This window comes from Mycobacterium paraense (assembly GCF_002101815.1).
GTDB classification, from domain to species: Bacteria; Actinomycetota; Actinomycetes; order Mycobacteriales; family Mycobacteriaceae; genus Mycobacterium; species Mycobacterium paraense.
The window spans coordinates 87793-109854 of the sequence record NZ_LQPM01000012.1; the positions used below are offsets into that span (position 1 = coordinate 87793).

Below are 22062 nucleotides of genomic sequence, written 5' to 3' on the forward strand. Positions count from 1 at the left end.
ATTTCGATGACGTGAAAGAAGGGTAGCGACCGTCACAGCGCGGCCCGTCACCGACCCTCGGTGTCGGACTCGCGGGCCCGATCGGTCGGGTCGCGTCCCTCGTCAAGCGCATCCCAGATCATCCGCTCCGACATATCCGACATCTCCGGCTTTTCACCCGCCTCCAGCATCGCCCCGCCGGCGTCGTCGCGTCGCGCATTCGATCGGCGGGTCGCGGGCGCGGCGTACTTCGCTGCGCCGTCGCGGGCCTTCGAGGCCGACCGCATCAACAGGACGGCCGCGGCCAGCGTGCACACCGCGGCGCCGACCGCGATCCCGGCCCCCCAGTAGCGCCGCTCGCTCCCCACCAGGAACATCACCGGGATATGCGCCAGCTCGGCGCCGCGCACCCCCACGTCGGGAACCACCCACAAGCTGACGCCGAGATAGCCGACCGCGAGGCTGGCCACCGCCAGCAGCGCCGCCAGCACCCGCAGCGGCCAGCCGCGCACGGCGAGCGCCGCCACGGCGGTGGCCAGCATGAGCAGCGCCAACGGCAGCAGCGCCGACGACCACGTCGCGCCGGACAGCGTCACCTGCTTCGGCTGGCCCAGCCCGTCGAAGGAGCGGACCACCACCCACGGCAGCCGCGACGCCACCCACAGCGCCGCCGCGGCCGCCATCAGCAGCAGCTGGGCGACGACGATGGTGATCCGGCCGGCCCGGGCCGGGCGCCCATCAGCCATTGCGGGCCGGCGGTGGCGCCGTCAGGGTCTCGGCGGCCGCGATCGCGTTGAGCACCGCCCGCGCCTTGTTGGAGGCCTCGGTGTACTCGTAGGGGCCGTTGGAATCGGCCACCACGCCGCCGCCCGCCTGGACGAACGCGGTGCCGTCGCGCATCAACGCGGTGCGGATCGCGATCGCGAAGTCGGCGTTGCCGGCGAAGTCGAGATAACCGACCACGCCGCCATACAGGCCGCGGCGCGTCTTCTCCACCTCTTCGATCAGCTCCATGGCCCGCACCTTGGGCGCGCCCGACAGCGTGCCGGCCGGGAAGCACGCCGTCACCGCGTCCAGCGCGGTCCGGCCCTCGCCGAGCATCCCGGTCACCGTCGACACCAGGTGCATCACGTGGCTATAGCGTTCGATGTGGCTGTAGTCGTCGACGCGCACGGTGCCCGGCGTGCAGACGCGGCCGAGGTCGTTGCGGCCCAGGTCCACGAGCATCAGATGCTCGGCCCGTTCCTTGTCGTCGGCCAGCAGTTCCTTTTCCAGCAGCTGATCCTCTTCGTCGGTTTGCCCGCGCCACCGCGTTCCGGCGATCGGGTGCGTGGTGGCCCAGCCGTCGGCGACGGTGACCAGCGCCTCGGGGCTGGATCCGACGATCGAAAAGTCCGTTGCCCCAGCGTCATCGGGCACATGCAGCAGATACATGTAGGGGCTGGGGTTGGTGGCGCGCAGCATCCGGTAGACGTCGATGGGGTCGACGTGGGTGTCCATCTCGAAGCGCTGCGAGGGCACCACCTGAAAGGCCTCGCCGGCGGCGATCTGCTCGACGAGGTAGTCGACGATCTTGCCGTACTCCTCGACGGTGCGCTGCGCACGGAACCGGGGCTCCGGCTTGCCGAACGTGGCCACCGTCGACGGCAGCGGCTGACCCAGCGCGCTGGTCATCACGTCCAGCCGGGCGACCGCGTCGTGGTAGGCCTCCTCGACCCGCTCGTCGGTGCCGTTCCAGTTCACGGCGTTGGCGATCAGCGTGATGGTGCCCTCGTGGTGGTCGACGGCCGCAAGGTCGGTGGCCAGCAGCAGCAGCATGTCGGGCAGCCGCAGGTCGTCGACGGCCAGCTCGGGCAGCCGTTCCAGGCGGCGCACCAGGTCGTAGGCGAAGAACCCGACCATGCCGCCCGACAGCGGCGGCAGCCCGGGCATGGCGGCCGTGGCCAGCAGCTCGAGGGTGTCGCGCAGCGCGCGCAGCGGGTCGCCGCCCGTCGGCGCGTCCTGCGGCACGGCGCCCAGCCACACGGCTTGGCCGTCGCGCACGGTCAGGGCCGACGGCGCTCCCGCGCCCACGAACGACCATCGCGACCACGACCGGCCGTTCTCGGCGGATTCGAGCAAAAACGTGCCGGGCCGGTTCGCGGCGAGTTTGCGGTAGGCCGAGAGCGGAGTTTCGCTGTCGGCCAAGACCTTGCGGGTCACCGGAACCACACGGTGCTCCGCCGCGAGATGGCGGAACTCCTCCCGTGACGTGGTGGCGGCGAGATGGGCGTGCACCGATCCATCCTCCCAGATGGGGTGCGGCGGCCATCGGGCGTAGCGTGACGCCCATGAAAACTGGTGACACCGTGGCCGACTTCGAGCTTCCCGACCAGACCGGGACGCCCCGCAAGCTCAGCGCCCTGCTCGCCGACGGGCCGGTGGTCCTGTTCTTTTATCCCGCCGCGATGACGCCCGGCTGCACCAAGGAGGCGTGCCACTTCCGCGACCTGGCCGCGGAGTTCGCGGCCGTCGGGGCCGGCCGGGTCGGCATCAGCGCCGATCCCGTGGAAAAGCAGGCCAAGTTCGCCGACCTGCGCAAGTTCGACTACCCGCTGCTCTCGGACACCGAGGGCACCGTCGCTACGCAGTTCGGCGTCAAGCGCGGCCTGCTGGGCAAGCTGATGCCGGTCAAGCGCACCACATTCGTCATCGACACCGATCGCAAAGTGCTCGACGTGATCGCCAGCGAATTCAGCATGGACACCCACGCCGACAAGGCGCTTCAGACGCTGCGGGCGCGCTCGTCGGCCTAGCGCGTCAGGGGATCACCGCCAAGAACAGATACGCGGCGAACAACACCAGGTGCACCTCGCCCTGCAGCCGGGTGGCCCGGCCGGGCACCACGGTCAACATGCTGATCACCACGGTCAGCGCGAGCAGAACCAGCTGGGTGGGCGCCAGGCCGAGCACCAGCGGGCCCTTGAGCCAGATGCTGGCCAGCGCGATCGCCGGGATGGTCAGCCCGATGCTGGCCATCGCCGAGCCGTAGGCCAGGTTCAGGCTGGTCTGGATGCGGCCGCGCCGCGCCGCGCGCACAGCGGCGAGCGTCTCGGGCAGCAGCACCAGCAACGCGATCACCACGCCGACGAAGGTCTGCGGGAATCCGGCGGCGGTGACCAGGCGTTCCACGGCCGGCGATTCCTGTTCGGCCAGGCCCACCACCGCGACGAGCGCGACCAGCAGCAGCACGAGGCTGATCAGCGCCGCGCGGGCGGTCGGCGGGTCGGCGTGGTTCTCGTCCTCCTCGAAGAGCCGCTTTTGACCCCGTTGCGCGACGGGCAGGAAAAAGTCGCGATGCCGCACGGTCTGGGTGAAGACGAACAGCAAATACAGCAGCAGCGACGCGACCGCGGCGAAGATGAGCTGCCCGGGCGAGAACTCCTTGCCGGGGTGGCTGATGGTGAACGCGGGCAGGGCCAGGCTGAGCGTGGCCAGCGTGGTGAGCGTGGCCAGCGCGGCCCCGCTGCCCTCGGCGTTGAACAGCGTCACGCCGTAGCGGCGGGAGCCCCACGACAGCGACAGACCGGCGATCCCGTTGGTGGTGATCATGAAGGCGGCGAACGCGGTGTCGCGGGCCAGCGTGGCCGCCTCGTTGCCGCCCGATGCCATCAGCTCGACGATGAGGGCCACCTCGATGATCGTGACCGCGCCCGCCAGCACCAGGGAGCCGAACGGCTCGCCGACGCGCGCGGCGACCACCTCCGCGTGCTGGACGGCGGCCAGCACCGCACCGATCAACAGCACGGCCTGCAGCGCGACCAGCACCGGCCCGAGCTGCTCGTCCCAGGTGGCCGTCAGCACGACGACGGCGATCAGCGGCACCACCGCGGTCCAGGACGTCCAGGGCAGCCGTTTCAACATCGCCCGCCATTGTCACCGAATACGCGTCCCGATGCGCGACGGCCGGCCGCGGAGTCAGGCCGCCGTCAGGGCGTCAGCAAGATTTGGTCGCCACCACGAAGTAGCCGCGCGGCACGCCGGGCACGTCCAGCGGAACGACCGGGTGCTCCCAGCGGTGCCACCTGCTGCCGGGTTCGGCCACGTCGGTGACCGCGGCGCTCCAGCCGTGCCGCTCGACGAGGGCGGCGGGCGCGTCGGTGCCGAACGTCCAGGGCGCGCCGAGCCGACGCATGAATTCCTGGGTGGACTGCAGGAACGGCGCCTCCAGCAGAAGCCGGCCGATCACGTTGTACAGCAGCACATCCCCCGGTGCGGACAGCGCGTCGACCCGCGCGAACAGGGCGTCGACGGCCGATGCGTCGAGGTACTGCAACAATCCCTCGACCAACCACGCCGTCTTCGACGACGACCTAAATCCTTGCGCCAGAAGGGCTTTGGGCCAGTCGTCGGACAGGTCGATGCCCACCGCGACGCGCCGGCACCGGGGCGGCGCGCCGGCCAGTCGCTGCTCCTTGGCCGCCATCACTTCCGGCTGGTCCACCTCGTAGACGGTGGTGCCCTGGCGCCACGGCAGGCGATACGCCCGGGCGTCCATGCCCGCGGCCAGGATCACCACCTGCGACGCCCCGGCGCGCTGCGCGTCGAGCAGCGCCTCGTCGAAAAACCGCGTGCGGATGGCGATCTCGGCGGGCGACTGCCCGGTCGCGGCGACGGCGTCGGCGAGCAGCCGTCGGCCGTCGTCGCCGGCCAGCCGTTCCGCGAACGGGTCGGCGAAAAGCGGGTCGTCGCGCCGGGATTCCTCGGCGCGCACCGCCGCCGCGAGGAGTCCGGTGGCCGCTACCGCGTGTTTGGTGCTGTCCATCCGCCGATCATGACGGCCCGGGCACCGCCGGTATTGCATATTTGTGCCGCGCGACCGGGACATGGCTGGGCAGCACGAGCCGCTGCCGGCCGTATTGCGTCGGCGTCATCGCGGTGAACGAGCGGAAGTCGCGAACGAAATGCGCCTGGTCGAAATAGCCGGCGTCCGCGGCGAGGCGCGCCCCGCCCGTCGTCCCCTCCCCGAGCCGGCGCAGCGCCGCCTGCAGGCGCCGCACCCGCGCATAGGTCTTGGGCGCCAGGCCCACCTCTGCCCGGAACTGCGCGATCATCCGCTTGGTCGACCACCCCGTCAGGCGCCGGACCTCCGCCATCCGCACCGACGGATCGGCCTCGATCGCCGCCAGCGCGGCCGCGACGCCGGGATCCCGGCGCACCGCGAACCGCGCCCGCGACAGCAGAAACTCCTCGAGGATGCCGAAGCGGGCGGCGACCGACGGGGCGGCGATCAGCCGCTCGTGCACCTCGCGACCGCCCCGCCCCCAGATCTCCTCCAGGCCGACGGCCTGGTCCTCCACATCGCCGAGCGGAACGCCGAGAAACGGAAAGGCGCCGCCGGGCCGGAAGTGGATCGCCATGGCGGGCTCGTCGGACGCGATGTCGGTGATGTACGACGCCCGGTGCGGCCCGGCCACGACGGCGGGCGGAACCGGCAACCGGGTGCGCCCGTCGGCGGTGTAGAAGTCCAATTGCTGGCGCCGCCCGACGTCGAACACGATGGTCACCGCCCCACGCGGCAGCGCCCGGCTTCGGTAGCTGGGGCCGCGGTGTCGCCAATGCCCGAAGAACTCGACGTATTCGGCCAGGGGCGGCGCCGGCCGGTACAGCGCGGGTCGGTACACCACGGCCGGTCCTTTCTGCCATCTTCGGGCGGGTGGCCTCAGTAACATGCTCACATGCCGAACAGCGACGCGGGCGCCGAAGGGCGCAGCGACGGCCTGACCGAGGGACAGGTGTTCGCCGGATACACGATCGTTCGCCGGCTCGGGACCGGCGGCATGGGCCAGGTGTATTTGGCGCAGCACCCGCGGCTGCCTCGCCGCGACGCCCTCAAGATCCTGCCGCGTGGGCTGACGGCGAACGACGAATTCCGCCAGCGCTTCAACCGGGAGGCCGACCTGGCGGCCAGCCTGTACAACGAGCACATCGTCGGCATCCACGACCGCGGCGAGTTCGACGGGCAGCTGTGGATCTCGATGGACTACGTGCAGGGAACCGACGCCGCGAAACTGCTGCGCACCGAGTACCCGTCCGGTATGCCGAAAGCCGATGTGGTCGAAATCATTTCGGCCGTCGCCGACGCTCTCGACTACGCACACGAGCGCAAGCTGCTGCACCGCGACGTCAAACCCGCCAACATCCTGCTGACCGACGCCAGCCCGCGGCGGCGGATCCTGCTCGCCGACTTCGGCATCGCCCGCGAACTGGGTGACATCAGCGGCCTGACCGCGACCAACATGCTGGTGGGCACGACCGCGTACTGCGCGCCCGAGCAGCTGCAGGGCGCGGACCTGGACGGGCGGGCCGATCAATACGCGCTCGGCTGCACCGCGTTCGATCTGCTGTCCGGGTCGGCGCCGTTCCGCCACTCGAATCCGGCGGTGGTCATCACCCAGCACCTGTCCGCGCCACCGCCGAACATCAGCGAACGCCGCCCCGAGCTGGCCGACCTCGACGGCCCGATCGCCAAAGCGCTCGCCAAGAAGCCCGACGACCGCTACGCGACGTGCGCCGACTTCGCGGCGGCTTTGGGTAACCAGCTCAACACCGCGGCGTCGGAGGTGGCGGCCGGCGCCACCGAGGTCATCCCGGCGCCGACCGCGGTCATCGCCAAGCCCAGCGGCGCGCCGGCGCCCCCGCCGAAAGCGCGCGGCGGGTCCCGGGGACCGGCGGTGGCGATCGGCGTGCTGGTCGCCGTCGCGGTGGTGGCGGTGGGCGCCTACTTCGGCGTCCGCGCGCTCGGCACCCGAAATCACCAGCACCACAACACCGCCATCGCGCCCGCGCAGTCGGCGCCGCCGGCGCCCGGAGCCGCCGCGCCCCCCGGCAACGCCGCGCCGTCGGCGGTCAAGCTGTCCGGCCAGATCACCGATCAGGTGGGGGTGCTCGGCCCCCTGGAGTACGACGCCGTGAACCGGGCCCTCACCAGGCTCTACAACGGGCGCGGCACCCGGCTCTGGGTGGTGTACGTCCCCAACTTCGGCGGGCTCAAGCCGCTCAAGTGGGCCGAAAATGCCATGGCCGCCAACAATTTCACCGACAGCGACGCGATCCTGGCCATCGCGACCGAAGGGCCGGCCTTCTCCTTCCGGGTGCCCAACGCGGTGATCACCGGCAAGGCCATCGATCTCGAGATGATCCGCCGTGACCGCATCGCGCCGGCCGTGTTCCGCCACGAATGGGCCCGCGCCGCCATCGCCGCGGCCCAGGGGTTGGACGTCGCGCCCAGTTAGCCTTCGGGTGTGAGCAGCACGTCGGCGTCGAAGCAGCTGTGATCGCCGGTGTGGCAGGCGGCGCCGACCTGATCGACGGTCAGCAGCACGGTGTCGCCGTCGCAGTCCAGGCGTACCGAGTGCACGCGCTGGGTGTGGCCGGACGTCGCGCCCTTGACCCATTGCTCGCCGCGGGAGCGCGAATAGTACGTGGCCTCACGGGTTTCCAGGGTGCGGGCCAGCGCCTCGTCGTCCATCCACGCGACCATCAGCACGTCGCCGCTGCCGCGCTCCTGCACGACCGCGGCGATCAGCCCGTCGGCGTTGCGCTTGAGCCGCGCGGCGATGTTCGGGTCGAGCGTCATCGGACCGGGATCTTCTCGGCGGCCATGGCGGCCTTCACCTGACCGATCGTCAGCTCGCGGAAGTGAAAGACGCTGGCGGCCAACACCGCATCCGCCCCGGCGGCGACCGCGGGCGCGAAGTGTTCGGCCGCCCCGGCGCCGCCGCTGGCGATCACCGGCACCGAGACCGCCGCGCGCACCGCGCGCAGCATCGGCAGGTCGAACCCCGCCTTGGTGCCGTCGGCGTCCATCGAGTTGAGCAGGATCTCCCCCACCCCCAGATCGGCGCCGCGGGCCGCCCACTCCACGGCATCGATGCCGGTGCCGCGGCGCCCCCCGTGGGTGGTGACCTCCCAGCCCGACGGCGTCGGCGCCGACCCCGCGGGAACCGTGCGGGCGTCGACGGACAACACGATGCATTGCGAGCCGAATTGCGTTGCCAGTTCGGCCAACAGGTCGGGGCGGGCGATCGCGGCGGTGTTGACCGAGACCTTGTCGGCCCCGGCGCGCAGCAGCGTGTCGACGTCGGCGACCGTGCGCACCCCCCCGCCGACCGTGAGCGGGATGAATACCTGCTCGGCGGTACGGCGCACCACCTCCAGCATCGTCGCCCTGCCCGACGAGGACGCGGTCACGTCGAGGAAGGTCAGCTCGTCGGCGCCCTCCGCGTCATAGGCCGCCGCCAGTTCCACGGGATCGCCGGCGTCGCGCAGGTTTTCGAAGTTGACGCCCTTGACCACCCGCCCGGCGTCGACGTCCAGGCACGGGATCACGCGCACGGCAAGTCCGGTGTCGGAGTACATCTCAGTAGTCCCCCGGGTCGCCGACGGCGCTGAGGATGTCGAGGATCTCGCCGTGCGCGCCGGGCGCGGCGGCCAGCACCGAGTCCGACGTCGGGGTCCACGGTTTGCCGGCCAGGTCGGTGACGATGCCGCCGGCGGCCCGCACCTGCGCCACCCCGGCGGCGTGGTCCCAGACGTGGCCACCGAAGCTTATTGCGGCACCGACGATCCCGTCGGCGACGTAGACGAGGTCGATCCCGGTCGACCCGTGCATGCGCAACCGCGAGGACACCCGGCTCAGGTTCTCCAGCAGCGCCATCCGGTAGCGCCCCGGGAAACGGCCCCGCGAGTCGGCGCTGAACGTCCCGACCGCGAGGAGGCTCTCACCGAGCTCCGTGGTTTCCAGCGGCGGCTGCGGCGCACCGTTTTTGATTAGCGGGCCCCCCGCGACGGCGGTGTAGCGCTCGTCGGTGAACGGCAACCAGGTCAGGCCCGCCACCGGATCGCCGTCGTGCAAAAGGGCCAGCAGGATCGCGGCCATCGGCGAGCCGGCAGCGTAGTTGAAGGTTCCGTCCACGGGATCCAGCACCCACACCCACGGCGAGTCCACGTCGGTGCCGCCGAACTCCTCGCCGTGCACGCCGATCCCGGTGGTCGCCTGCAGGGCGGTGACGACCTGCCGCTCGATCTCCAGGTCGATCTCGGTGGCAAAGTCGTTGCCCTTCTTGGCAACCGCGGAATCGGCGCGATGCCCCTCCAGGAAGCGCGGCACCGCGGCGTCGAGGATCTTCGAGGCCACCGACACCAGCGCGTTGAGGTCCATGCGCTTACGCCCTCACCGCGTCGAGGGCCTGCGGCAGGGTGAACCGCCCGGCGTAGAGCGCCTTTCCCACGATGGCCCCCTCGACCCCGCGGTCGGTGAGCGTGGCGATCGCGCGCAGGTCATCCAGGCTGGACACGCCGCCGGACGCGATCACCGGCGCCTCGGTGCGGTCGGCCACGGCACCCAGCAGCTCGAGGTTGGGGCCGCCGAGCGTGCCGTCCTTGGTCACGTCGGTGACGACGAACCGCGAACACCCTTGAGCGTCAAGGCGTTCCAGCACCTCCCACAGGTCGCCGCCGTCGGTCTCCCAGCCGCGCCCGCGCAACCGATGCTCGCCGTCCACGATCTGCACGTCGAGCCCGACGGCGACCTGGTCGCCGTGCTCGGCGATCGCCCGGGCGCACCACTGCGGATTTTCCAGCGCGGCGGTGCCCAGGTTGACCCGCGCGCAGCCGGTGGCCAGCGCGGCGGCCAGGGAGTCGTCGTCGCGGATGCCGCCCGACAGCTCCACCTTGACGTCGAGCTTGCCGACCACCTCGGCGAGCAGCTCGCGGTTGGAGCCGCGCCCGAACGCGGCGTCCAGGTCGACCAGATGGATCCACTCGGCCCCGTCCCGCTGCCAGCCCAGCGCGGCGTCCAGCGCCGAGCCGTACTCGGTTTCGCTGCCCGCCTTGCCTTGTACGAGGCGCACGGCGCGGCCGTCGACGACGTCGACCGCCGGTAACAGAATCAACACAGCCCCTCCCGCGCGCCGAAAGTGCAACTGGCGACACCCCTTCTCGGCGGTTGTGTCGCTAGCTGCACTCTCGCCACGTCGTTCACAGTCCCTCCACCCAATTGCTCAACACGGCCGCGCCGGCGTCGCCGCTCTTTTCCGGGTGGAATTGGGTGGCGGAGAGCGGCCCGTCCTCGACGGCGGCCAAGAACGGAACCTGGTGGGTGGCCCACGTCAGCACCGCCTCGGGAGCGCCCTCCCAACGCTGCGCGGCGTAGGAGTGCACGAAATAGAACCGGGCGTCGGCGGCCAGCCCCTTGAACAGGACGCTGCCCGGACCGGAATCCACCACGTTCCAGCCCATGTGCGGGATCACCGGGGCGTCGAGGCGGGTGACCGCACCCGGCCACTGACCGCAGCCCTTTGTCTCCACCCCGAATTCGACGCCGCGGGCGAACAGGATCTGCATGCCGACGCACACGCCCAGCACCGGGCGCCCTGCGGCGACCCGCTCGGCGATGATCTGCTCCCCCGCGATCTTGCGGAGCCCCGTCATGCACGCCTCGAATGCGCCGACGCCCGGCACCACCAGCCCGTCGGCGGCCGCCGCCGCGCCGGCGTCGGCGGTCACCTCGACCGACGCGCCGACGCGCTGCAGCGCGCGCTGGGCCGACCGCAGGTTGCCCGAGCCATAGTCCAGGACCACAACCGATTTCGTCACAGAACACCTTTGGTGGACGGCACGCCCGACGCCCGGGGATCGGGCTCGACGGCCTGGCGCAGCGCGCGGGCCACCGCCTTGTATTCCGCCTCGGTGATGTGGTGCGGGTCGCGACCGTGCAGGACGCGCACGTGCAGCGCGATGCGGGCGTTGGACGCCAGCGTTTCGAACACGTGCCGGTTGACGACGGTGTGATAGGGCACCGAACCGCCGGCAATCGTGGTGTGTTGCAGGTGATCCGGCTCCCCGGTGTGTACGCAGTAGGGCCGCCCGGACACGTCGACAGCGGCGTGCGCCAGCGCCTCGTCCATCGGGATGAAGGCGTCCCCGAAGCGCCGGATCCCCTTCTTGTCGCCCAGCGCCTGCCCGATCGCCTGGCCCAGCACGATCGCGGTGTCCTCGATGGTGTGGTGGCCTTCGATCTCGACGTCGCCCTTGGTCCGCACGGTCAGGTCGAAGCTGGCGTGGCTGCCCAACGCCGTCAGCATGTGGTCGTAGAACGGCACGCCGGTGTCGACGTCGACCTGGCCGGTGCCGTCGAGGTCGAGCTCCACGACGATGTCGGATTCCTTGGTTCGCCGCTCGATACGAGCGCGTCGGGCTTCGGTGCTCACTGGGCTCCTACTGGTGTGGCGGGGGCCAATTCGGTGGCCGCGATCTGGGCGCTGACGCGCAGGAACGCGTCGTTCTCCTCGGCCAGCCCCGTGGTGGCGCGCAGGTAACCCGGGATCCCGACGTCACGGATCAACACGCCGGCCTCCAGGTAGCGCTGCCAGGTGGCCGGGGCGTCGGCGAACTGCCCGAACAGCACGAAGTTGGCGTCGCTCGGGATGACCCGAAAACCCATGCCGCTCAAGGCCTTGCTGACGCGCTCCCGTTCGGCGATCAGGGTGGCGACGCTGCCGAGCGTGTCGTCGGCGTGCCGCAGCGCCGCCCGGGCCGCGGCCTGGGTGACCGACGACAGGTGGTAGGGCAGCCGCACCAGCAGCATCGCGTCGATCATCGCCGGCGTGGCGATCAGGTAGCCGAGCCGCCCGCCGGCGAACGCGAACGCCTTGCTCATGGTGCGGGTGACGACGAGCTTGGTCGGATACTCCTCGATCAGCGCCACGGCGCTGGGCCGCGAGGAGAATTCGCCGTAGGCCTCGTCGACGATCAGGATGCCCGCAACCACGTCGAGCAGCCGGCGCAGGTCCGGCAGTGAAACGCTCTGTCCCGACGGGTTGTTGGGGCTGGCGACGAACACGACGTCGGGTTCGCGGTCGGCCACGGCGGCGACCGCCGCTTCGACGTCGAGGCCGAAGTCGTCGGCGCGGGCGGCTTCCAGCCACTCGGTGCGGGTGCCGTCGGCGATGATCGGGTGCATCGAGTAGGACGGGACGAACCCGATCGCCGTGCGCCCCGGCCCGCCGAACGCCTGCAGCAGCTGCTGCAGGATCTCGTTGGAACCGTTAGCGGCCCAGAGGTTTTCGACAGTGAGCGGGGTTCCGGTCTGCGCGGTGAGATAGGCCGCCAGGTCGCGGCGCAGGGCCACCGCGTCGCGGTCGGGATACCGGTGCAGCTCCGCGGCGGCCTCACCGACCGACCGCACCACGTCGTCGACCAGCGCCCGGGTCGGCGGGTGCGGGTTCTCGTTGGTGTTCAGCCGGACCGGAACCGCCAATTGCGGTGCCCCGTAGGGCGATTTGCCCCGCAGGTCCTCGCGCAGGGGCAGGTCGTCCAGCGTCGGCTGGTGGGGTTGGGTCATCGCTCGAACCTCCGCCGTACCGCCTCGCCGTGCGCCGGCAGGTCCTCGGCCTTGGCCAGCGTGACCACGTGGCCGGAAACGTCCTTGAGGGCCGCCTCGGTGTAGTCCACGACGTGGATGCCGCGCAGGAACGTCTGCACCGACAGGCCGCTGGAGTGCCGGGCCGAGCCGCCGGTCGGCAGCACGTGGTTGGACCCGGCGCAGTAGTCGCCGAGGCTGACCGGCGCGTAGGGGCCGACGAAAATCGCTCCGGCCGAACGGATTCGCCCGGCGACGCGGGGCGCGTCGACGGTCTGGATCTCCAGGTGCTCGGCGGCGTAGGCGTTGACGACCTCGACGCCGGCGTCGACGTCGTCGACCAGGATGATCGCCGACTGGGGTCCGCCGAGCGCGGTCGTCACGCGTTCGCGGTGCACCGTCGTCTGCAGCTGGGCGCTCAGCTCGGTCTCGGTGGCCGCGGCCAGCCGCTCGCTGGGGGTCACCAGCACGCTGCCGGCCATCTCGTCGTGCTCGGCCTGGCTGATCAGGTCGGCGGCCACGTGCGCGGGATCGGCGGTGTGGTCGGCCAGGATGGCGATCTCCGTCGGCCCGGCCTCGGCGTCGATGCCCACCCGCGCGCGGCACAGCCGCTTGGCCGCGGTGACGTAGATGTTGCCGGGCCCGGTGATCATGTCGACGGGCACCAGCTCAGAGCCGTCGGTGTCGGTGCCGCCATAGGCCAGCAGCGCGACGGCCTGCGCCCCGCCGACGGCCCACACCTCCTGGACGCCCAGCAGCCGGGCCGCGGCCAGGATCGTCGGGTGCGGCAGCCCGTCGAAGCGGGCCTGCGGCGGGCTGGCCACCACCAGCGAGCCGACGCCGGCGGCCTGCGCCGGCACCACATTCATCACCACGCTCGACGGGTACACCGCGTTGCCGCCCGGCACGTACAGGCCGACGCGCTCGACGGGAACCCAGCGCTCGGTCACCGTCGCGCCGGGACCCAGGGTGGTCGTCACGTCGGCGCGCCGCTGGTCGGCGTGCACCGCGCGGGCGCGGTCGATCATCACCTGCAGCGCCTCGGCCACGTCGGCGTGCAGATCGCCCAACGCCCTGTCGAGGGCCTCGCCGGGCACCCGCACGGCCGGGGGCCGCACCCCGTCGAACGACGCCCCGTAGTCCAGCGCCGCCTCGGCCCCCCGCTCGGCGACGGCCTGCACGATCGGGCGCACGGTGGGCAGCACGCTGTCCACGTCGGCGCCGCCGCGGGGCAGCGCGGCCCGCAGGCGGGCGGCCGTCAGCTCCGCGCCGCGCAGGTCAATGCGGGCGATCGGCGACGGTTGGGTGGGGGTCACGTTGTTCATTGTCCCAGAGCAGCTCAAGTTGTTATCCCAGCGGTAGTGTGGCCACATGTCCGCGAAGGATCATCCGAATAACGCCCCGGGCGTCCCGATGGTATTTCCGCCCTGGTTCGAGCGCTTTCAGATCAAGTACTTCAACCCGGCGCTCAAGCCGTTCGCCCGTTTCATGCCCGGGACCGCGACCATCAAGCACCGCGGCCGCACGTCGGGCACGCCGTACGAGACCATCATCACGCCCTACCGCAAGGGCAACGTGCTGGCGATCGCGCTGGGCCACGGCAAGACGAACTGGGTGAAGAACGTGCTGGCGGCCGGCGAGGCCGACGTGCAGTACAGCGGCAAGCGCGTCGTGCACGTGACCAACCCGCGGATCCTGCCCGCGGGCTACGACGGGCCCGAGGCCGAATCCCTGCCGCGGATGGCCCGCATGCAGCTGCGCCGGATCGGTGTTTTCGTCGGCGATATCGCCTGACGCCGCCGCGCCGGGGATATTGGCTGGGCGCGAGGGTGCAACTAGCGACACGTTGGCCGAGAAGGGCCGTCGGTACTTGCACTTTCGCGGCTGACCGAAGCCCCTACATGTCCAGGCCGATGTCGAGCACGCGCACCGAGTGCGTGAGCGCGCCGACGGCCAGGTAATCGACGCCGGTCGCGGCGTACGTCGCGGCGTTGTCCAGGCTGAGCCCGCCGGACGACTCGAGCAGCACGGCGGGCGCCCGGGCATCGCGGCGCTGCACGGCCATCTGCGTCTGCCACACCGGGAAGTTGTCCAGCAGGATCAGCTCGGGCTTTTCGCCCAGCACCTCGTCGAGCTGCTCGAGCGAGTCCACCTCGACCTCGCACGGCAGGTCGGGGGCGGCCTCGCGCACCGCCCGCAGCGCCTCGACCACCGAGCCGGCGGCCGCCACGTGGTTGTCCTTGATCAGCGCCGCGTCGCCGAGCCCCAGGCGGTGGTTGACGCCCCCGCCGACGCGCACCGCGTACTTCTGCAACGCCCGCAGGCCGGGCAGGGTCTTGCGGGTGTCGCGGACCTTGGCCTTAGTGCCGTGCACCGCGTCGACCCACGCGGCGGTCTCGGTGGCGATCCCCGACAGGTGGCAGATCAGGTTGAGCGCGGTGCGCTCCGCGGTCAGCAGACCGCGGGTGGGCGCGCGCACCGTCAGCGCCGGCTCCCCCGGCCGCAGCCGGGCCCCGTCCTCGACGCGAGCCAGCACCTGGTAACCGCCTTCGCCGAGGACCTCGTCGAGGACCAGCAGCGCGACGTCCACGCCGGCGATCACCCCCGGCTCGCGGGGCACCATGGACGCCGTGGCCTGCGCGCCGGCGGGCACCGTGGCCTGCGTGGTGACGTCGGGCCCGTAGCGCAGATCCTCGTGCAGGGCGCGGCGGATGGCGTCCCCAGCGGCCTCGAGTTCGCAGTCGGACAGCATCGTCAGCCCACCGCCGCCAGCGCCTCCACCAACACGGCGTTGCCGTCGTCGGCCAGCCGGAGCACGCTGCTGCGTGCCTGTTCCGGCGCGGCATGCGGGTACTCGGCGCGGTGGTGGCAACCGCGGCTTTCGTTGCGCGCCAGGGCCCCCGCGGTCAGGGCCCGGGCGGTCAGCGTCAACGCGATGTCCTCGAAATCGCGGCGGCCGCCCACGTTGCGCACCGGTGCCCCGGAAAGCTTGTCGGACAGGCGATTCAGCCCGGCTGCGTCCCGCACCACCGAGGCGTGCCGGCTCATCGCGCGGTGCAGGTCGCCCCGCTGCAGGGCGGTGTGGGCGACGGGCTCGGGGGCCTCCGCCCGGACGCGCCCGGCCGCCGCCGCGTGCGCTGCCGCCGCGCGGCCGGCGCGGCCGCCGATCACCAGGCCCTCGAGCAGGCTGTTGGACGCCAGGCGGTTGGCGCCGTGCATTCCGGTGCGCGCCACCTCGCCGGCGGCGAAGAGCCCGGGCAGGTCGGTCTGGCCGCACACGTCGGTGACCACGCCGCCGCAGCTGTAGTGCGCGCCGGGAACCACCGGGATGGGCTGGCGGACGGGGTCGATCCCGGCCTCCCGGCAGGCGGCGGTGACGGTGGGGAATCGGGCCTCGAAGCCGGCGATGCCGCGCGCGTCGAGGTAGACGCACGGGTCGCCGGTGGCCTTCAGGCGCGCGTCGATGGCCGCCGCGACGACGTCGCGCGGGGCCAGGTCGCCCATCGGGTGGACGCCGGCCGTCACCGAATTGCCTTGTCGGTCAAGCAACATGGCGCCCTCGCCGCGGATGGCCTCCGTGACCAACGGCCGGCGGCCGCCACTCTTGCCGCCAAAGAGCATCGTCGGGTGGAACTGGATGAACTCGAGGTCGCTGACCGGCACGCCGGCCCACAGCGCCAGCGCGATGCCGTCGCCGGTGGAGCCGTCGGGGTTGGTGGTCGCGCCGTAGAGGTGCCCGAGCCCGCCGGAGGCCAGGATCACCGACGGCGCGTTGATGATTCCGTAGCCGTCCACGCTGCCGAGCAGGACCCCGGTGACGGCGTCGTCGTTGTGCAGCACCCGCAGGGCCACGTGGCCGGGGCGGATGTCCAGCATGGCCGCGGCGCGGTCGAGCGCCCGCTGCACCTCGGCGCCGGTCGCGTCCCCCCCGGCGTGCACGATGCGCCGCCGGGAGTGGCCGCCCTCGCGCGTCACGTCCCAGCGGCCGGGGACGGCTTCGTCGAATCGCGCTCCGTCGCCGACCAATTCGGACACCGCCCGGTATCCATCGGCGACGATCGAGTACACCGCGTCGGGATCGCACAGGCCGGCGCCGGCCGCCAGGGTATCGGCGACGTGCGCCTCGACGGAGTCATCGTTGTCGGGCAGGACCACCGCGATCCCGCCCTGCGCGTAGTGGGTCGCGGTCCCCCCCTTCGCCTGGTCGGCCTTGCTGAGCACGACGACGCTGCGGCCTGCGCGATGTGCGGCCAGCGCGGCGGCCAGCCCGCCGACGCCGGTGCCGATCACGACGACGTCGGCGGTGTGGGTCCAGTCGGGGCGGGCGATCATTCGCCGCCGCCCGGCTGCCCGATCGCGATCATTCGCTGCACGCTGCGCCGGCCCGCCGCCGCGATGTCCGGGTCGACGTCGACCTCGTCGGCGCCCTCGACCAGGCAACGCAGCAGGGCCGCCGGGGTGATCATCTTCATGTACTTGCAGGAGGCGCGGTCGTTGACCGCGCGGAAGTCGACTTGCGGTGCGGCCCTGCGCAACTGGTGCAGCATGCCGACCTCGGTGGCGACCAGCACCTTGCGGGCGCGGGTCTCGTGCGCGGCGTCGAGCATGCCGCCGGTGGACAGGATCTTCACCCGCTCGGCCGGGAAGGCGCCCTCGCCGGCGAGGTACAACGCCGAAGTGGCGCAACCGCATTCGGGGTGGACATACAGTTCGGCGTCGGGGTTGGCGCGCGCCTGCTCGGAGAGCTCGTCGCCGTTGATCCCGGCGTGCACGTGGCATTCACCGGCCCACACGTGCAGGTTCTGCCGGCCCGTCACCCGGCGCACGTGGGCGCCGAGGAATTGGTCGGGGCAGAACAGCACCTCGCGGTCGGGGTCGATGGACTCGACCACGTCGACGGCGTTGGACGAGGTGCAGCAGATGTCGGTGAGGGCCTTCACGGCGGCCGTGGTGTTGACGTAGGAGACGACGACGGCGCCGGGGTGCTCGTCCTTCCAGGCGCGCAGTTCGTCGGCGGTGATGGAATCGGCCAGCGAGCAGCCGGCCCGTTGGTCCGGGATGAGCACGGTCTTGTCGGGGCTGAGGATCTTGGCGGTCTCGGCCATGAAGTGCACGCCGCAGAACACGATGGTGTCCTCGGGTGCGTCTGCGGCGATCCGCGACAGCGCCAGCGAATCGCCCACGTGGTCGGCGACGTCCTGGATGGCGGGCAGCTGGTAGTTGTGCGCGAGCACGGTGGCGCCGCGCAGTTTCGCCAGCCGCCGGACCTCGGCCGCCCACTGTTCGTCGCCCTCGAGGCCGGCGTAGCCGGCGGGCGTGTCCGTGATGTCGGCCATCATGTCTTCGGCGAGCGTGTCCATGCGATTCATAACCGTCACGGCGGCTCCTTTCAGCCCAGGAGGTTTTCGACTTATAATCGAAAACATGGGCCATACTAGCACTGAACACGAGGTGCTCGCGGTCGTGTTTCAGGTTCGCCAGGTGACCGCCGCGCCGCGCCGAGAGAAACCCCAGTTGAACGTGCTGTTATGGCAGCGCGCCAAGGATCCGCAGCAGGGCGCCTGGTCGCTGCCCGGCGGCCGGCTGCGCAACGACGAGGACATGACCACCTCGGTGCGCCGCCAACTGGCCGAGAAGGTCGACCTGCGAGAGCTGGCTCACTTGGAGCAGCTCGCTGTGTTTTCCGACCCACACCGGGTGCCCGGCGCCCGGGTGATCGCCTCGACATTCCTGGGTCTGGTGCCCTCCCCCGCCATCCCCGAACTGCCGCCGGACACCCGCTGGCATCCGGTGAATTCGCTGCCGCCGATGGCGTTCGACCACGGCCCGATGGTGGAGCACGCCCGGACCCGGCTGGTCGCCAAGATGTCCTACACCAACATCGGATTCGCCTTGGCGCCAAGGGAATTCGCGCTTTCCACGCTGCGCGACATCTACGGCGCGGCGCTGGGCTACCAGGTCGACGCGACGAACCTGCAACGCGTGCTGGCCCGGCGCGGTGTCATCAGCCAGACCGGCACCTTCGCGCAGTCCGGCCGCAGCGGCGGGCGCCCGGCGGCGCTCTACCACTTCACCGACTCGCAGCTGCGGGTCACCGACGAATTCGCCGCGTTCCGGCCGCCCGGCCAGTTTTGAGGGGCTTTTCCTCGACACGCCGGTAGATTGGGCGCCGACACCTCCGCCGCCGAGCTGCAGAGACCGACGAGAACTGGCTCACAACGCGGCGATTACGTTTTGGCCACCACCCGTTCATGCGCGAGAATGCCGGGTGGCCAAGAAGGGATCGACGAATGGTTGAGCTCGGCAATCTGGCGGGCACGCACGGCGCGCAGTGGATCGCGAAGCCGCCGCACGAGGAACTGCGGCGCAAGGTGCGGCCACTGCTGCCCTCGGACGACCCGTTCTACCAGCCCCCGCCGGGCTTCCAGCACGCCGAGCCCGGCACCGTGCTGCGCTCGCGCGAGGTCGAGCTGGCGTTTTTGGGCCTGATCCCGCAGCCCGTCACCGCCGTGCAGCTGCTCTACCGCACGATGGACATGAACGGCCAGCCCGAGGCGACCGTGACCACGGTGATCGTCCCGGCGAAGCGGGCTCCGGGGCAGGCCTGCCCGCTGCTGTCCTATCAGTGCGCGATCGACGCGATGACCTCGCGCTGCTTCCCCTCCTACGCGCTGCGGCGCAGGGCCAAGGCGCTGGGATCGTTGAGCCAGCTGGAGTTCCTGCTGATCAACGCCGCCGTCGCCGAGGGCTGGGCCGTCTCGGTTCCCGACCACGAAGGCATCCACGGTTCGTGGGGCGCGCCGTATGAGCCCGGCTACCGCGTCCTGGACGGCATCCGGGCGGCGCTGAGTTTCGAGCGGCTCGCGTTGTCCCCGTCGGCCCCGATCGGGCTGTGGGGATACTCCGGCGGTGGCCTGGCCAGCGCCTGGGCCGCCGAGGTGTGCGCCGACTACGCGCCGGACCTGAACATCGTCGGGGCGGTGCTCGGATCGCCGGTCGGCGACCTCGGCCACACGTTCCGCAGGCTCAACGGGGGCTTCCTCGCCGGCCTGCCCGCGTTGGTCGTGGCCGCGCTCGCCCACATCTACCCCGACCTGGAGCGCGTCATCTCCGAGCACACCAACGAGGAGGGCCGCGCCCTGCTGGACTCGCTGGAGAAGATGACCACCGTGGAAGCGGTGCTGCGGATGGCCGGCAAGAACATGGGCGACTACCTGGACGAGCCGCTGGAAGACATCCTCAACACCCCCGAGATCACGCACGTGTTCGAGAGCATCAAGCTGGGCGCGGCCGTGCCGACGCCGCCGGTGCTGATCGTGCAGGCCGTCCACGACTACCTGATCGACGTTCACGACATCGACGCGCTCGCCGACGCCTACTCGGCCGGCGGCGCGCGGGTCACCTATCACCGGGACGCGTTCAACGAGCACCTGTGCCTGCACCCGCTGTCCGCCCCGATGACGCTGCGCTGGCTCACCGACCGGTTCGACGGCCGGCCACTGACCGAGCACCTGATCCGGACCACGTGGCCGACGATGTTCAACCCGATGACCTACGTCGGCATGGCGCGGCTGGTCAAGATCGCGGCCAAGGTCATCACCGGCCGGAAGGTGCCGCACCGTCCGCTATGAGACGGCGGCCTCCGGGGCCTCCGGCTTGATCGGCAGCGCGGTAGCCGGCCGGGCGACGGGCAGCCCGCCGAGGTCGTCGCGGGCGTCGGCGGCCGCCATCAGCGCGTAGACCAGCGCGGCGATGCCGGCGGGCCACATCAGGGTCAGCGCGACCTGCAGCGCCCGCTGGGCGAAGAACACCGGCGGGGCCTCGATGACGTAGGCCACCGACGGCTTTCCCGCCAGCGGCACCGCGTCGAAGTTCACCGCGCCGTAGCGCAACCGGACCAGCAACACGCCCGTCGCGGCCGCGACGGCGGCGGCGGCCACCATGCCCAGCACCAGCGCCAGCACCATGGCGGGCCCGCGGTGCTTGCGCCACTGCCACACCAGCGCCGTGCCCACCACCGCCAGCACCGTCAGCAGGCCCAGCATCAGGCAGGGCGCGTTGAAGAAGTGCTCGGATTCGTTCCCCAGGTAGTCGTGCACCCGCTCGCCCGCGCGGGTGATCGCCACCACCGCGTGGATCGGCGGCGCGATCCACGCCCACAGCGCGCCGATCACGACGCCGCTCGCCGTCACTCCCACCGCCGCGGTGACGATCGCGCGCCTCCGCACCGCGCGGGGGACGCCCGTGCGCGCGGGGGTGTTCTCGGTGGCGGTCTGCTCGGTCACCGCTGCGCCTCCAGGTCCGCGGAGTCGACCTGCCCGTGCCGCGAGCACTGGGCGCGCCAGCCGTCGGGCCTGACCTGGACGATCATCCGGCGCCCGCATTCCGCGCAGAACCGGGGCGGCTCCAGGCCCAGCTGGGCGGCCGTCGGGACGGCGGTGCCGCCCAATTCCCCGGTGTAGACGTTGTAGACGCCGGCGCTGACCGGGGCGCCCAGATCGCGAACCACAGTCTCCAAGTCTCTTACAGAGTGGCGTTCAGCGCCTTGATCGGCATCTGCAGGTCGTCGAGGAGCTCCAGGTCCGCCTCGGCGGGGCGGCCGAGCGTGGTCAGGTAGTTCCCGACGATCACCGCGTTGATGCCGCCGAGGATGCCCTGCTTGGCGCCGAGGTCACCCAGGGTGATCTCGCGGCCCCCGGCGAAGCGCAGCATGGTGCGCGGCAGTGCCAGCCGGAAGGCGGCCACCGACTTCAGCGCCTCGGCGACGGGCATGACCTCCAGGTCGCCGAACGGGGTGCCCGGCCGCGGGTTGAGGAAGTTCAGCGGCACCTCGTCGGGGCCGAGTTCGGCCAGGTCGGCGGCGAACTCGGCGCGTTGCTCCAGGGTCTCGCCCATGCCGAGGATGCCGCCGCAGCACACCTCCATGCCGGCGTCGCGCACCATCGACAGCGTCTGCCAGCGCTCCTCCCACGTGTGGGTGGTCACGACGTTGGTGAAGAACGAGCGGGCGGTTTCGAGGTTGTGGTTGTAGCGGTGCACGCCCATCGCCGCGAGCTGATCCACCTGCTCGGCCGTCAGCATGCCCAGCGAGCAGGCGATGTTGATCTCCACCTCGTTGCGGATGGCCTCGATGCCGGCGGCGACCTGCGCCATCAGCCGCTCGTCGGGCCCGCGCACCGCGGCCACGATGCAGAACTCGGTGGCGCCCGACTTGGCGGTCTGTTTGGCCGCCTCGACCAGGCTGGGGATGTCCAGCCGCGCGCTGCGCACCGGCGAGGAGAACAGCCCCGACTGCGAGCAGAAGTGGCAGTCCTCGGGGCACCCGCCGGTCTTCAGGCTGATGATGCCCTCGACCTCGACCTCCGGGCCGCACCAGCGCATCCGCACCTCGTGGGCGAGCGCCAGCAGGTCGTCGAGCCGCTCGTCGGCCAGCTGCAGCACCTGTAGCACCTGGTCGCGGCCGAGTCCCTCGCCGCGTTCCAGCACCTGCTGGCGGGCCACCGCGAGAATGTCGTCGTTCCCGTCGCCGGCGTCGGTCGTCGGCCGAGTTGCCGCTTGAGTCACCAGGTACTCCCCTGCATCCTTTTCGTGCGCGCGCAGCCGCACCTGCCGTCGCCGGCAGCCTGAATAAATTCGGTGTTCAAAGTAGGGTAACGGCCGCTGAAGATGGGGGCCGCCGG

General features: G+C 71.4%; 24 protein-coding genes. 5 read left to right on the forward strand and 19 right to left on the reverse strand.

Annotation, left to right across the window (positions count from 1 at the left end; translation table 11 throughout):
- Window positions 1–47: 47 nt before the first annotated feature.
- Together AWB89_RS11805 and AWB89_RS11810 are read right to left on the reverse strand one after the other, a co-directional pair.
- Window positions 48–725: a TIGR02234 family membrane protein gene (locus AWB89_RS11805; protein WP_085173756.1), complete on the reverse strand. Its 678-nt coding sequence runs from the start codon at window positions 723–725 to the stop codon at window positions 48–50.
- Complete coding sequence (locus AWB89_RS11810; protein WP_085173758.1) at window positions 718–2256, reverse strand: anthranilate synthase component I; 1539 nt, start codon at window positions 2254–2256, stop codon at window positions 718–720. The genes AWB89_RS11805 and AWB89_RS11810 overlap by 8 nt, the downstream gene beginning before the upstream one ends.
- A 53-nt stretch (window positions 2257–2309) precedes the next feature.
- Between AWB89_RS11810 and AWB89_RS11815 the strand changes: the two genes are divergently transcribed.
- Window positions 2310–2774, forward strand: a complete 465-nt coding sequence (locus tag AWB89_RS11815) for a peroxiredoxin (protein WP_085094711.1) — start codon at window positions 2310–2312, stop codon at window positions 2772–2774.
- A 4-nt stretch (window positions 2775–2778) separates the two neighbouring features.
- Here AWB89_RS11815 and AWB89_RS11820 read toward each other — a convergent pair whose 3' ends face one another.
- The 3 genes from AWB89_RS11820 to AWB89_RS11830 all read right to left on the reverse strand — a co-directional run bounded on the left by AWB89_RS11820 (window position 2779) and on the right by AWB89_RS11830 (window position 5642).
- On the reverse strand, window positions 2779–3882 hold the full coding sequence (locus AWB89_RS11820) for a calcium:cation antiporter (RefSeq protein ID WP_085173760.1): 1104 nt from the start codon (window positions 3880–3882) through the stop codon (window positions 2779–2781).
- Between the two features lie 73 nt (window positions 3883–3955).
- Window positions 3956–4783, reverse strand: a complete 828-nt coding sequence (locus tag AWB89_RS11825; RefSeq protein WP_085173762.1) for an SAM-dependent methyltransferase — start codon at window positions 4781–4783, stop codon at window positions 3956–3958.
- 7 nt (window positions 4784–4790) lie between these two features.
- Window positions 4791–5642 (reverse strand): helix-turn-helix domain-containing protein, encoded by an 852-nt coding sequence (locus AWB89_RS11830; protein WP_372515253.1) that lies wholly within the window; start codon window positions 5640–5642, stop codon window positions 4791–4793.
- A gap of 54 nt (window positions 5643–5696) precedes the next feature.
- Here AWB89_RS11830 and AWB89_RS11835 point away from each other — a divergent pair, with 54 nt between their 5' ends.
- Window positions 5697–7253, forward strand: coding sequence for a serine/threonine-protein kinase (locus tag AWB89_RS11835; RefSeq protein WP_085173764.1), 1557 nt, complete (start codon window positions 5697–5699; stop codon window positions 7251–7253).
- Here the strand turns inward: AWB89_RS11835 and hisI are convergent.
- The 8 genes from hisI to hisD all read right to left on the reverse strand — a co-directional run bounded on the left by hisI (window position 7250) and on the right by hisD (window position 13707).
- Window positions 7250–7597 (reverse strand): phosphoribosyl-AMP cyclohydrolase, encoded by a 348-nt coding sequence (hisI, locus tag AWB89_RS11840; protein ID WP_085094704.1) that lies wholly within the window; start codon window positions 7595–7597, stop codon window positions 7250–7252. The genes AWB89_RS11835 and hisI overlap by 4 nt on opposite strands.
- Window positions 7594–8379 carry an imidazole glycerol phosphate synthase subunit HisF gene (hisF, locus tag AWB89_RS11845; RefSeq protein WP_085094702.1) on the reverse strand — a complete coding sequence of 262 codons (786 nt, stop codon included), beginning with the start codon at window positions 8377–8379 and terminating at the stop codon, window positions 7594–7596. Before hisF ends, hisI begins: the two co-directional genes overlap by 4 nt.
- A 1-nt stretch (window position 8380) precedes the next feature.
- Window positions 8381–9181, reverse strand: coding sequence for an inositol monophosphatase family protein (locus tag AWB89_RS11850; protein WP_085173765.1), 801 nt, complete (start codon window positions 9179–9181; stop codon window positions 8381–8383).
- 4 nt (window positions 9182–9185) lie between these two features.
- Entirely contained in the window at window positions 9186–9917 is a 732-nt protein-coding gene (priA, locus tag AWB89_RS11855) for a bifunctional 1-(5-phosphoribosyl)-5-((5-phosphoribosylamino)methylideneamino)imidazole-4-carboxamide isomerase/phosphoribosylanthranilate isomerase PriA (protein WP_085173767.1), read from the reverse strand.
- Between the two features lie 82 nt (window positions 9918–9999).
- A complete protein-coding gene (hisH, locus tag AWB89_RS11860; protein WP_085173768.1) occupies window positions 10000–10617 on the reverse strand; it encodes an imidazole glycerol phosphate synthase subunit HisH in 618 nt (205 codons plus the stop codon).
- Complete coding sequence (gene hisB / locus AWB89_RS11865) at window positions 10614–11231, reverse strand: imidazoleglycerol-phosphate dehydratase HisB (RefSeq protein ID WP_085173770.1); 618 nt, start codon at window positions 11229–11231, stop codon at window positions 10614–10616. The genes hisH and hisB overlap by 4 nt, the downstream gene beginning before the upstream one ends.
- Entirely contained in the window at window positions 11228–12364 is a 1137-nt protein-coding gene (locus AWB89_RS11870) for a histidinol-phosphate transaminase (RefSeq protein ID WP_085173772.1), read from the reverse strand. Before AWB89_RS11870 ends, hisB begins: the two co-directional genes overlap by 4 nt.
- Complete coding sequence (gene hisD / locus AWB89_RS11875; protein ID WP_085173774.1) at window positions 12361–13707, reverse strand: histidinol dehydrogenase; 1347 nt, start codon at window positions 13705–13707, stop codon at window positions 12361–12363. Before hisD ends, AWB89_RS11870 begins: the two co-directional genes overlap by 4 nt.
- 46 nt (window positions 13708–13753) lie before the next feature.
- On the opposite strand from hisD, the gene AWB89_RS11880 reads away from it, so the two are divergent.
- The gene (locus AWB89_RS11880; protein ID WP_085094830.1) at window positions 13754–14176 is read left to right on the forward strand and encodes a nitroreductase family deazaflavin-dependent oxidoreductase; all 423 of its coding nucleotides are present in this window, start codon (window positions 13754–13756) and stop codon (window positions 14174–14176) included.
- A gap of 103 nt (window positions 14177–14279) precedes the next feature.
- Here the strand turns inward: AWB89_RS11880 and nadC are convergent, their stop codons facing one another.
- From nadC to nadA, 3 genes are read right to left on the reverse strand one after another with little or no spacing between them, the layout of a single operon-like run.
- Window positions 14280–15134: a carboxylating nicotinate-nucleotide diphosphorylase gene (gene nadC, locus AWB89_RS11885; protein WP_162293309.1), complete on the reverse strand. Its 855-nt coding sequence runs from the start codon at window positions 15132–15134 to the stop codon at window positions 14280–14282.
- 2 nt (window positions 15135–15136) lie between these two features.
- Window positions 15137–16714 (reverse strand): L-aspartate oxidase, encoded by a 1578-nt coding sequence (locus AWB89_RS11890; RefSeq protein ID WP_085173776.1) that lies wholly within the window; start codon window positions 16712–16714, stop codon window positions 15137–15139.
- Window positions 16711–17760 (reverse strand): quinolinate synthase NadA, encoded by a 1050-nt coding sequence (nadA, locus tag AWB89_RS11895; protein ID WP_085173778.1) that lies wholly within the window; start codon window positions 17758–17760, stop codon window positions 16711–16713. Before nadA ends, AWB89_RS11890 begins: the two co-directional genes overlap by 4 nt.
- 46 nt (window positions 17761–17806) lie before the next feature.
- Here nadA and AWB89_RS11900 point away from each other — a divergent pair, with 46 nt between their 5' ends.
- Window positions 17807–18517: an NUDIX hydrolase gene (locus AWB89_RS11900; RefSeq protein ID WP_085173780.1), complete on the forward strand. Its 711-nt coding sequence runs from the start codon at window positions 17807–17809 to the stop codon at window positions 18515–18517.
- Between the two features lie 155 nt (window positions 18518–18672).
- The gene (locus AWB89_RS11905; protein ID WP_085094681.1) at window positions 18673–20013 is read left to right on the forward strand and encodes a lipase family protein; all 1341 of its coding nucleotides are present in this window, start codon (window positions 18673–18675) and stop codon (window positions 20011–20013) included.
- Here AWB89_RS11905 and AWB89_RS11910 read toward each other — a convergent pair.
- The 3 genes from AWB89_RS11910 to bioB are packed head-to-tail and all read right to left on the reverse strand — an operon-like array spanning window position 20008 to window position 21946.
- Window positions 20008–20667 carry a DUF2567 domain-containing protein gene (locus AWB89_RS11910; RefSeq protein WP_372515209.1) on the reverse strand — a complete coding sequence of 220 codons (660 nt, stop codon included), beginning with the start codon at window positions 20665–20667 and terminating at the stop codon, window positions 20008–20010. The genes AWB89_RS11905 and AWB89_RS11910 overlap by 6 nt on opposite strands.
- Window positions 20664–20891: a biotin synthase auxiliary protein BsaP gene (gene bsaP / locus AWB89_RS11915; protein WP_085094677.1), complete on the reverse strand. Its 228-nt coding sequence runs from the start codon at window positions 20889–20891 to the stop codon at window positions 20664–20666. The genes AWB89_RS11910 and bsaP overlap by 4 nt, the downstream gene beginning before the upstream one ends.
- Before the next feature lie 14 nt (window positions 20892–20905).
- The gene (gene bioB, locus AWB89_RS11920) at window positions 20906–21946 is read right to left on the reverse strand and encodes a biotin synthase BioB (protein WP_085173814.1); all 1041 of its coding nucleotides are present in this window, start codon (window positions 21944–21946) and stop codon (window positions 20906–20908) included.
- Between the last annotated feature and the right edge of the window lie 116 nt (window positions 21947–22062).

Bases quoted from the DNA above. Each gene is read 5' to 3' on its own strand.
- hisD (WP_085173774.1), bottom strand. From the start codon at position 13,707: ATGAACAACGTGACCCCCACCCAACCGTCGCCGATCGCCCGCATTGAC.
- AWB89_RS11815 (WP_085094711.1), top strand. From the start codon at position 2,310: ATGAAAACTGGTGACACCGTGGCCGACTTCGAGCTTCCCGACCAGACC.
- AWB89_RS11825 (WP_085173762.1), bottom strand. From the start codon at position 4,783: ATGGACAGCACCAAACACGCGGTAGCGGCCACCGGACTCCTCGCGGCG.
- hisF (WP_085094702.1), bottom strand. From the start codon at position 8,379: ATGTACTCCGACACCGGACTTGCCGTGCGCGTGATCCCGTGCCTGGAC.
- AWB89_RS11835 (WP_085173764.1), top strand. From the start codon at position 5,697: ATGCCGAACAGCGACGCGGGCGCCGAAGGGCGCAGCGACGGCCTGACC.
- AWB89_RS11890 (WP_085173776.1), bottom strand. From the start codon at position 16,714: ATGATCGCCCGCCCCGACTGGACCCACACCGCCGACGTCGTCGTGATC.
- AWB89_RS11805 (WP_085173756.1), bottom strand. From the start codon at position 725: ATGGCTGATGGGCGCCCGGCCCGGGCCGGCCGGATCACCATCGTCGTC.
- AWB89_RS11870 (WP_085173772.1), bottom strand. From the start codon at position 12,364: ATGACCCAACCCCACCAGCCGACGCTGGACGACCTGCCCCTGCGCGAG.
- AWB89_RS11905 (WP_085094681.1), top strand. From the start codon at position 18,673: ATGGTTGAGCTCGGCAATCTGGCGGGCACGCACGGCGCGCAGTGGATC.
- AWB89_RS11900 (WP_085173780.1), top strand. From the start codon at position 17,807: ATGGGCCATACTAGCACTGAACACGAGGTGCTCGCGGTCGTGTTTCAG.
- AWB89_RS11880 (WP_085094830.1), top strand. From the start codon at position 13,754: ATGTCCGCGAAGGATCATCCGAATAACGCCCCGGGCGTCCCGATGGTA.
- AWB89_RS11820 (WP_085173760.1), bottom strand. From the start codon at position 3,882: ATGTTGAAACGGCTGCCCTGGACGTCCTGGACCGCGGTGGTGCCGCTG.
- nadC (WP_162293309.1), bottom strand. From the start codon at position 15,134: ATGCTGTCCGACTGCGAACTCGAGGCCGCTGGGGACGCCATCCGCCGC.
- hisI (WP_085094704.1), bottom strand. From the start codon at position 7,597: ATGACGCTCGACCCGAACATCGCCGCGCGGCTCAAGCGCAACGCCGAC.
- AWB89_RS11850 (WP_085173765.1), bottom strand. From the start codon at position 9,181: ATGGACCTCAACGCGCTGGTGTCGGTGGCCTCGAAGATCCTCGACGCC.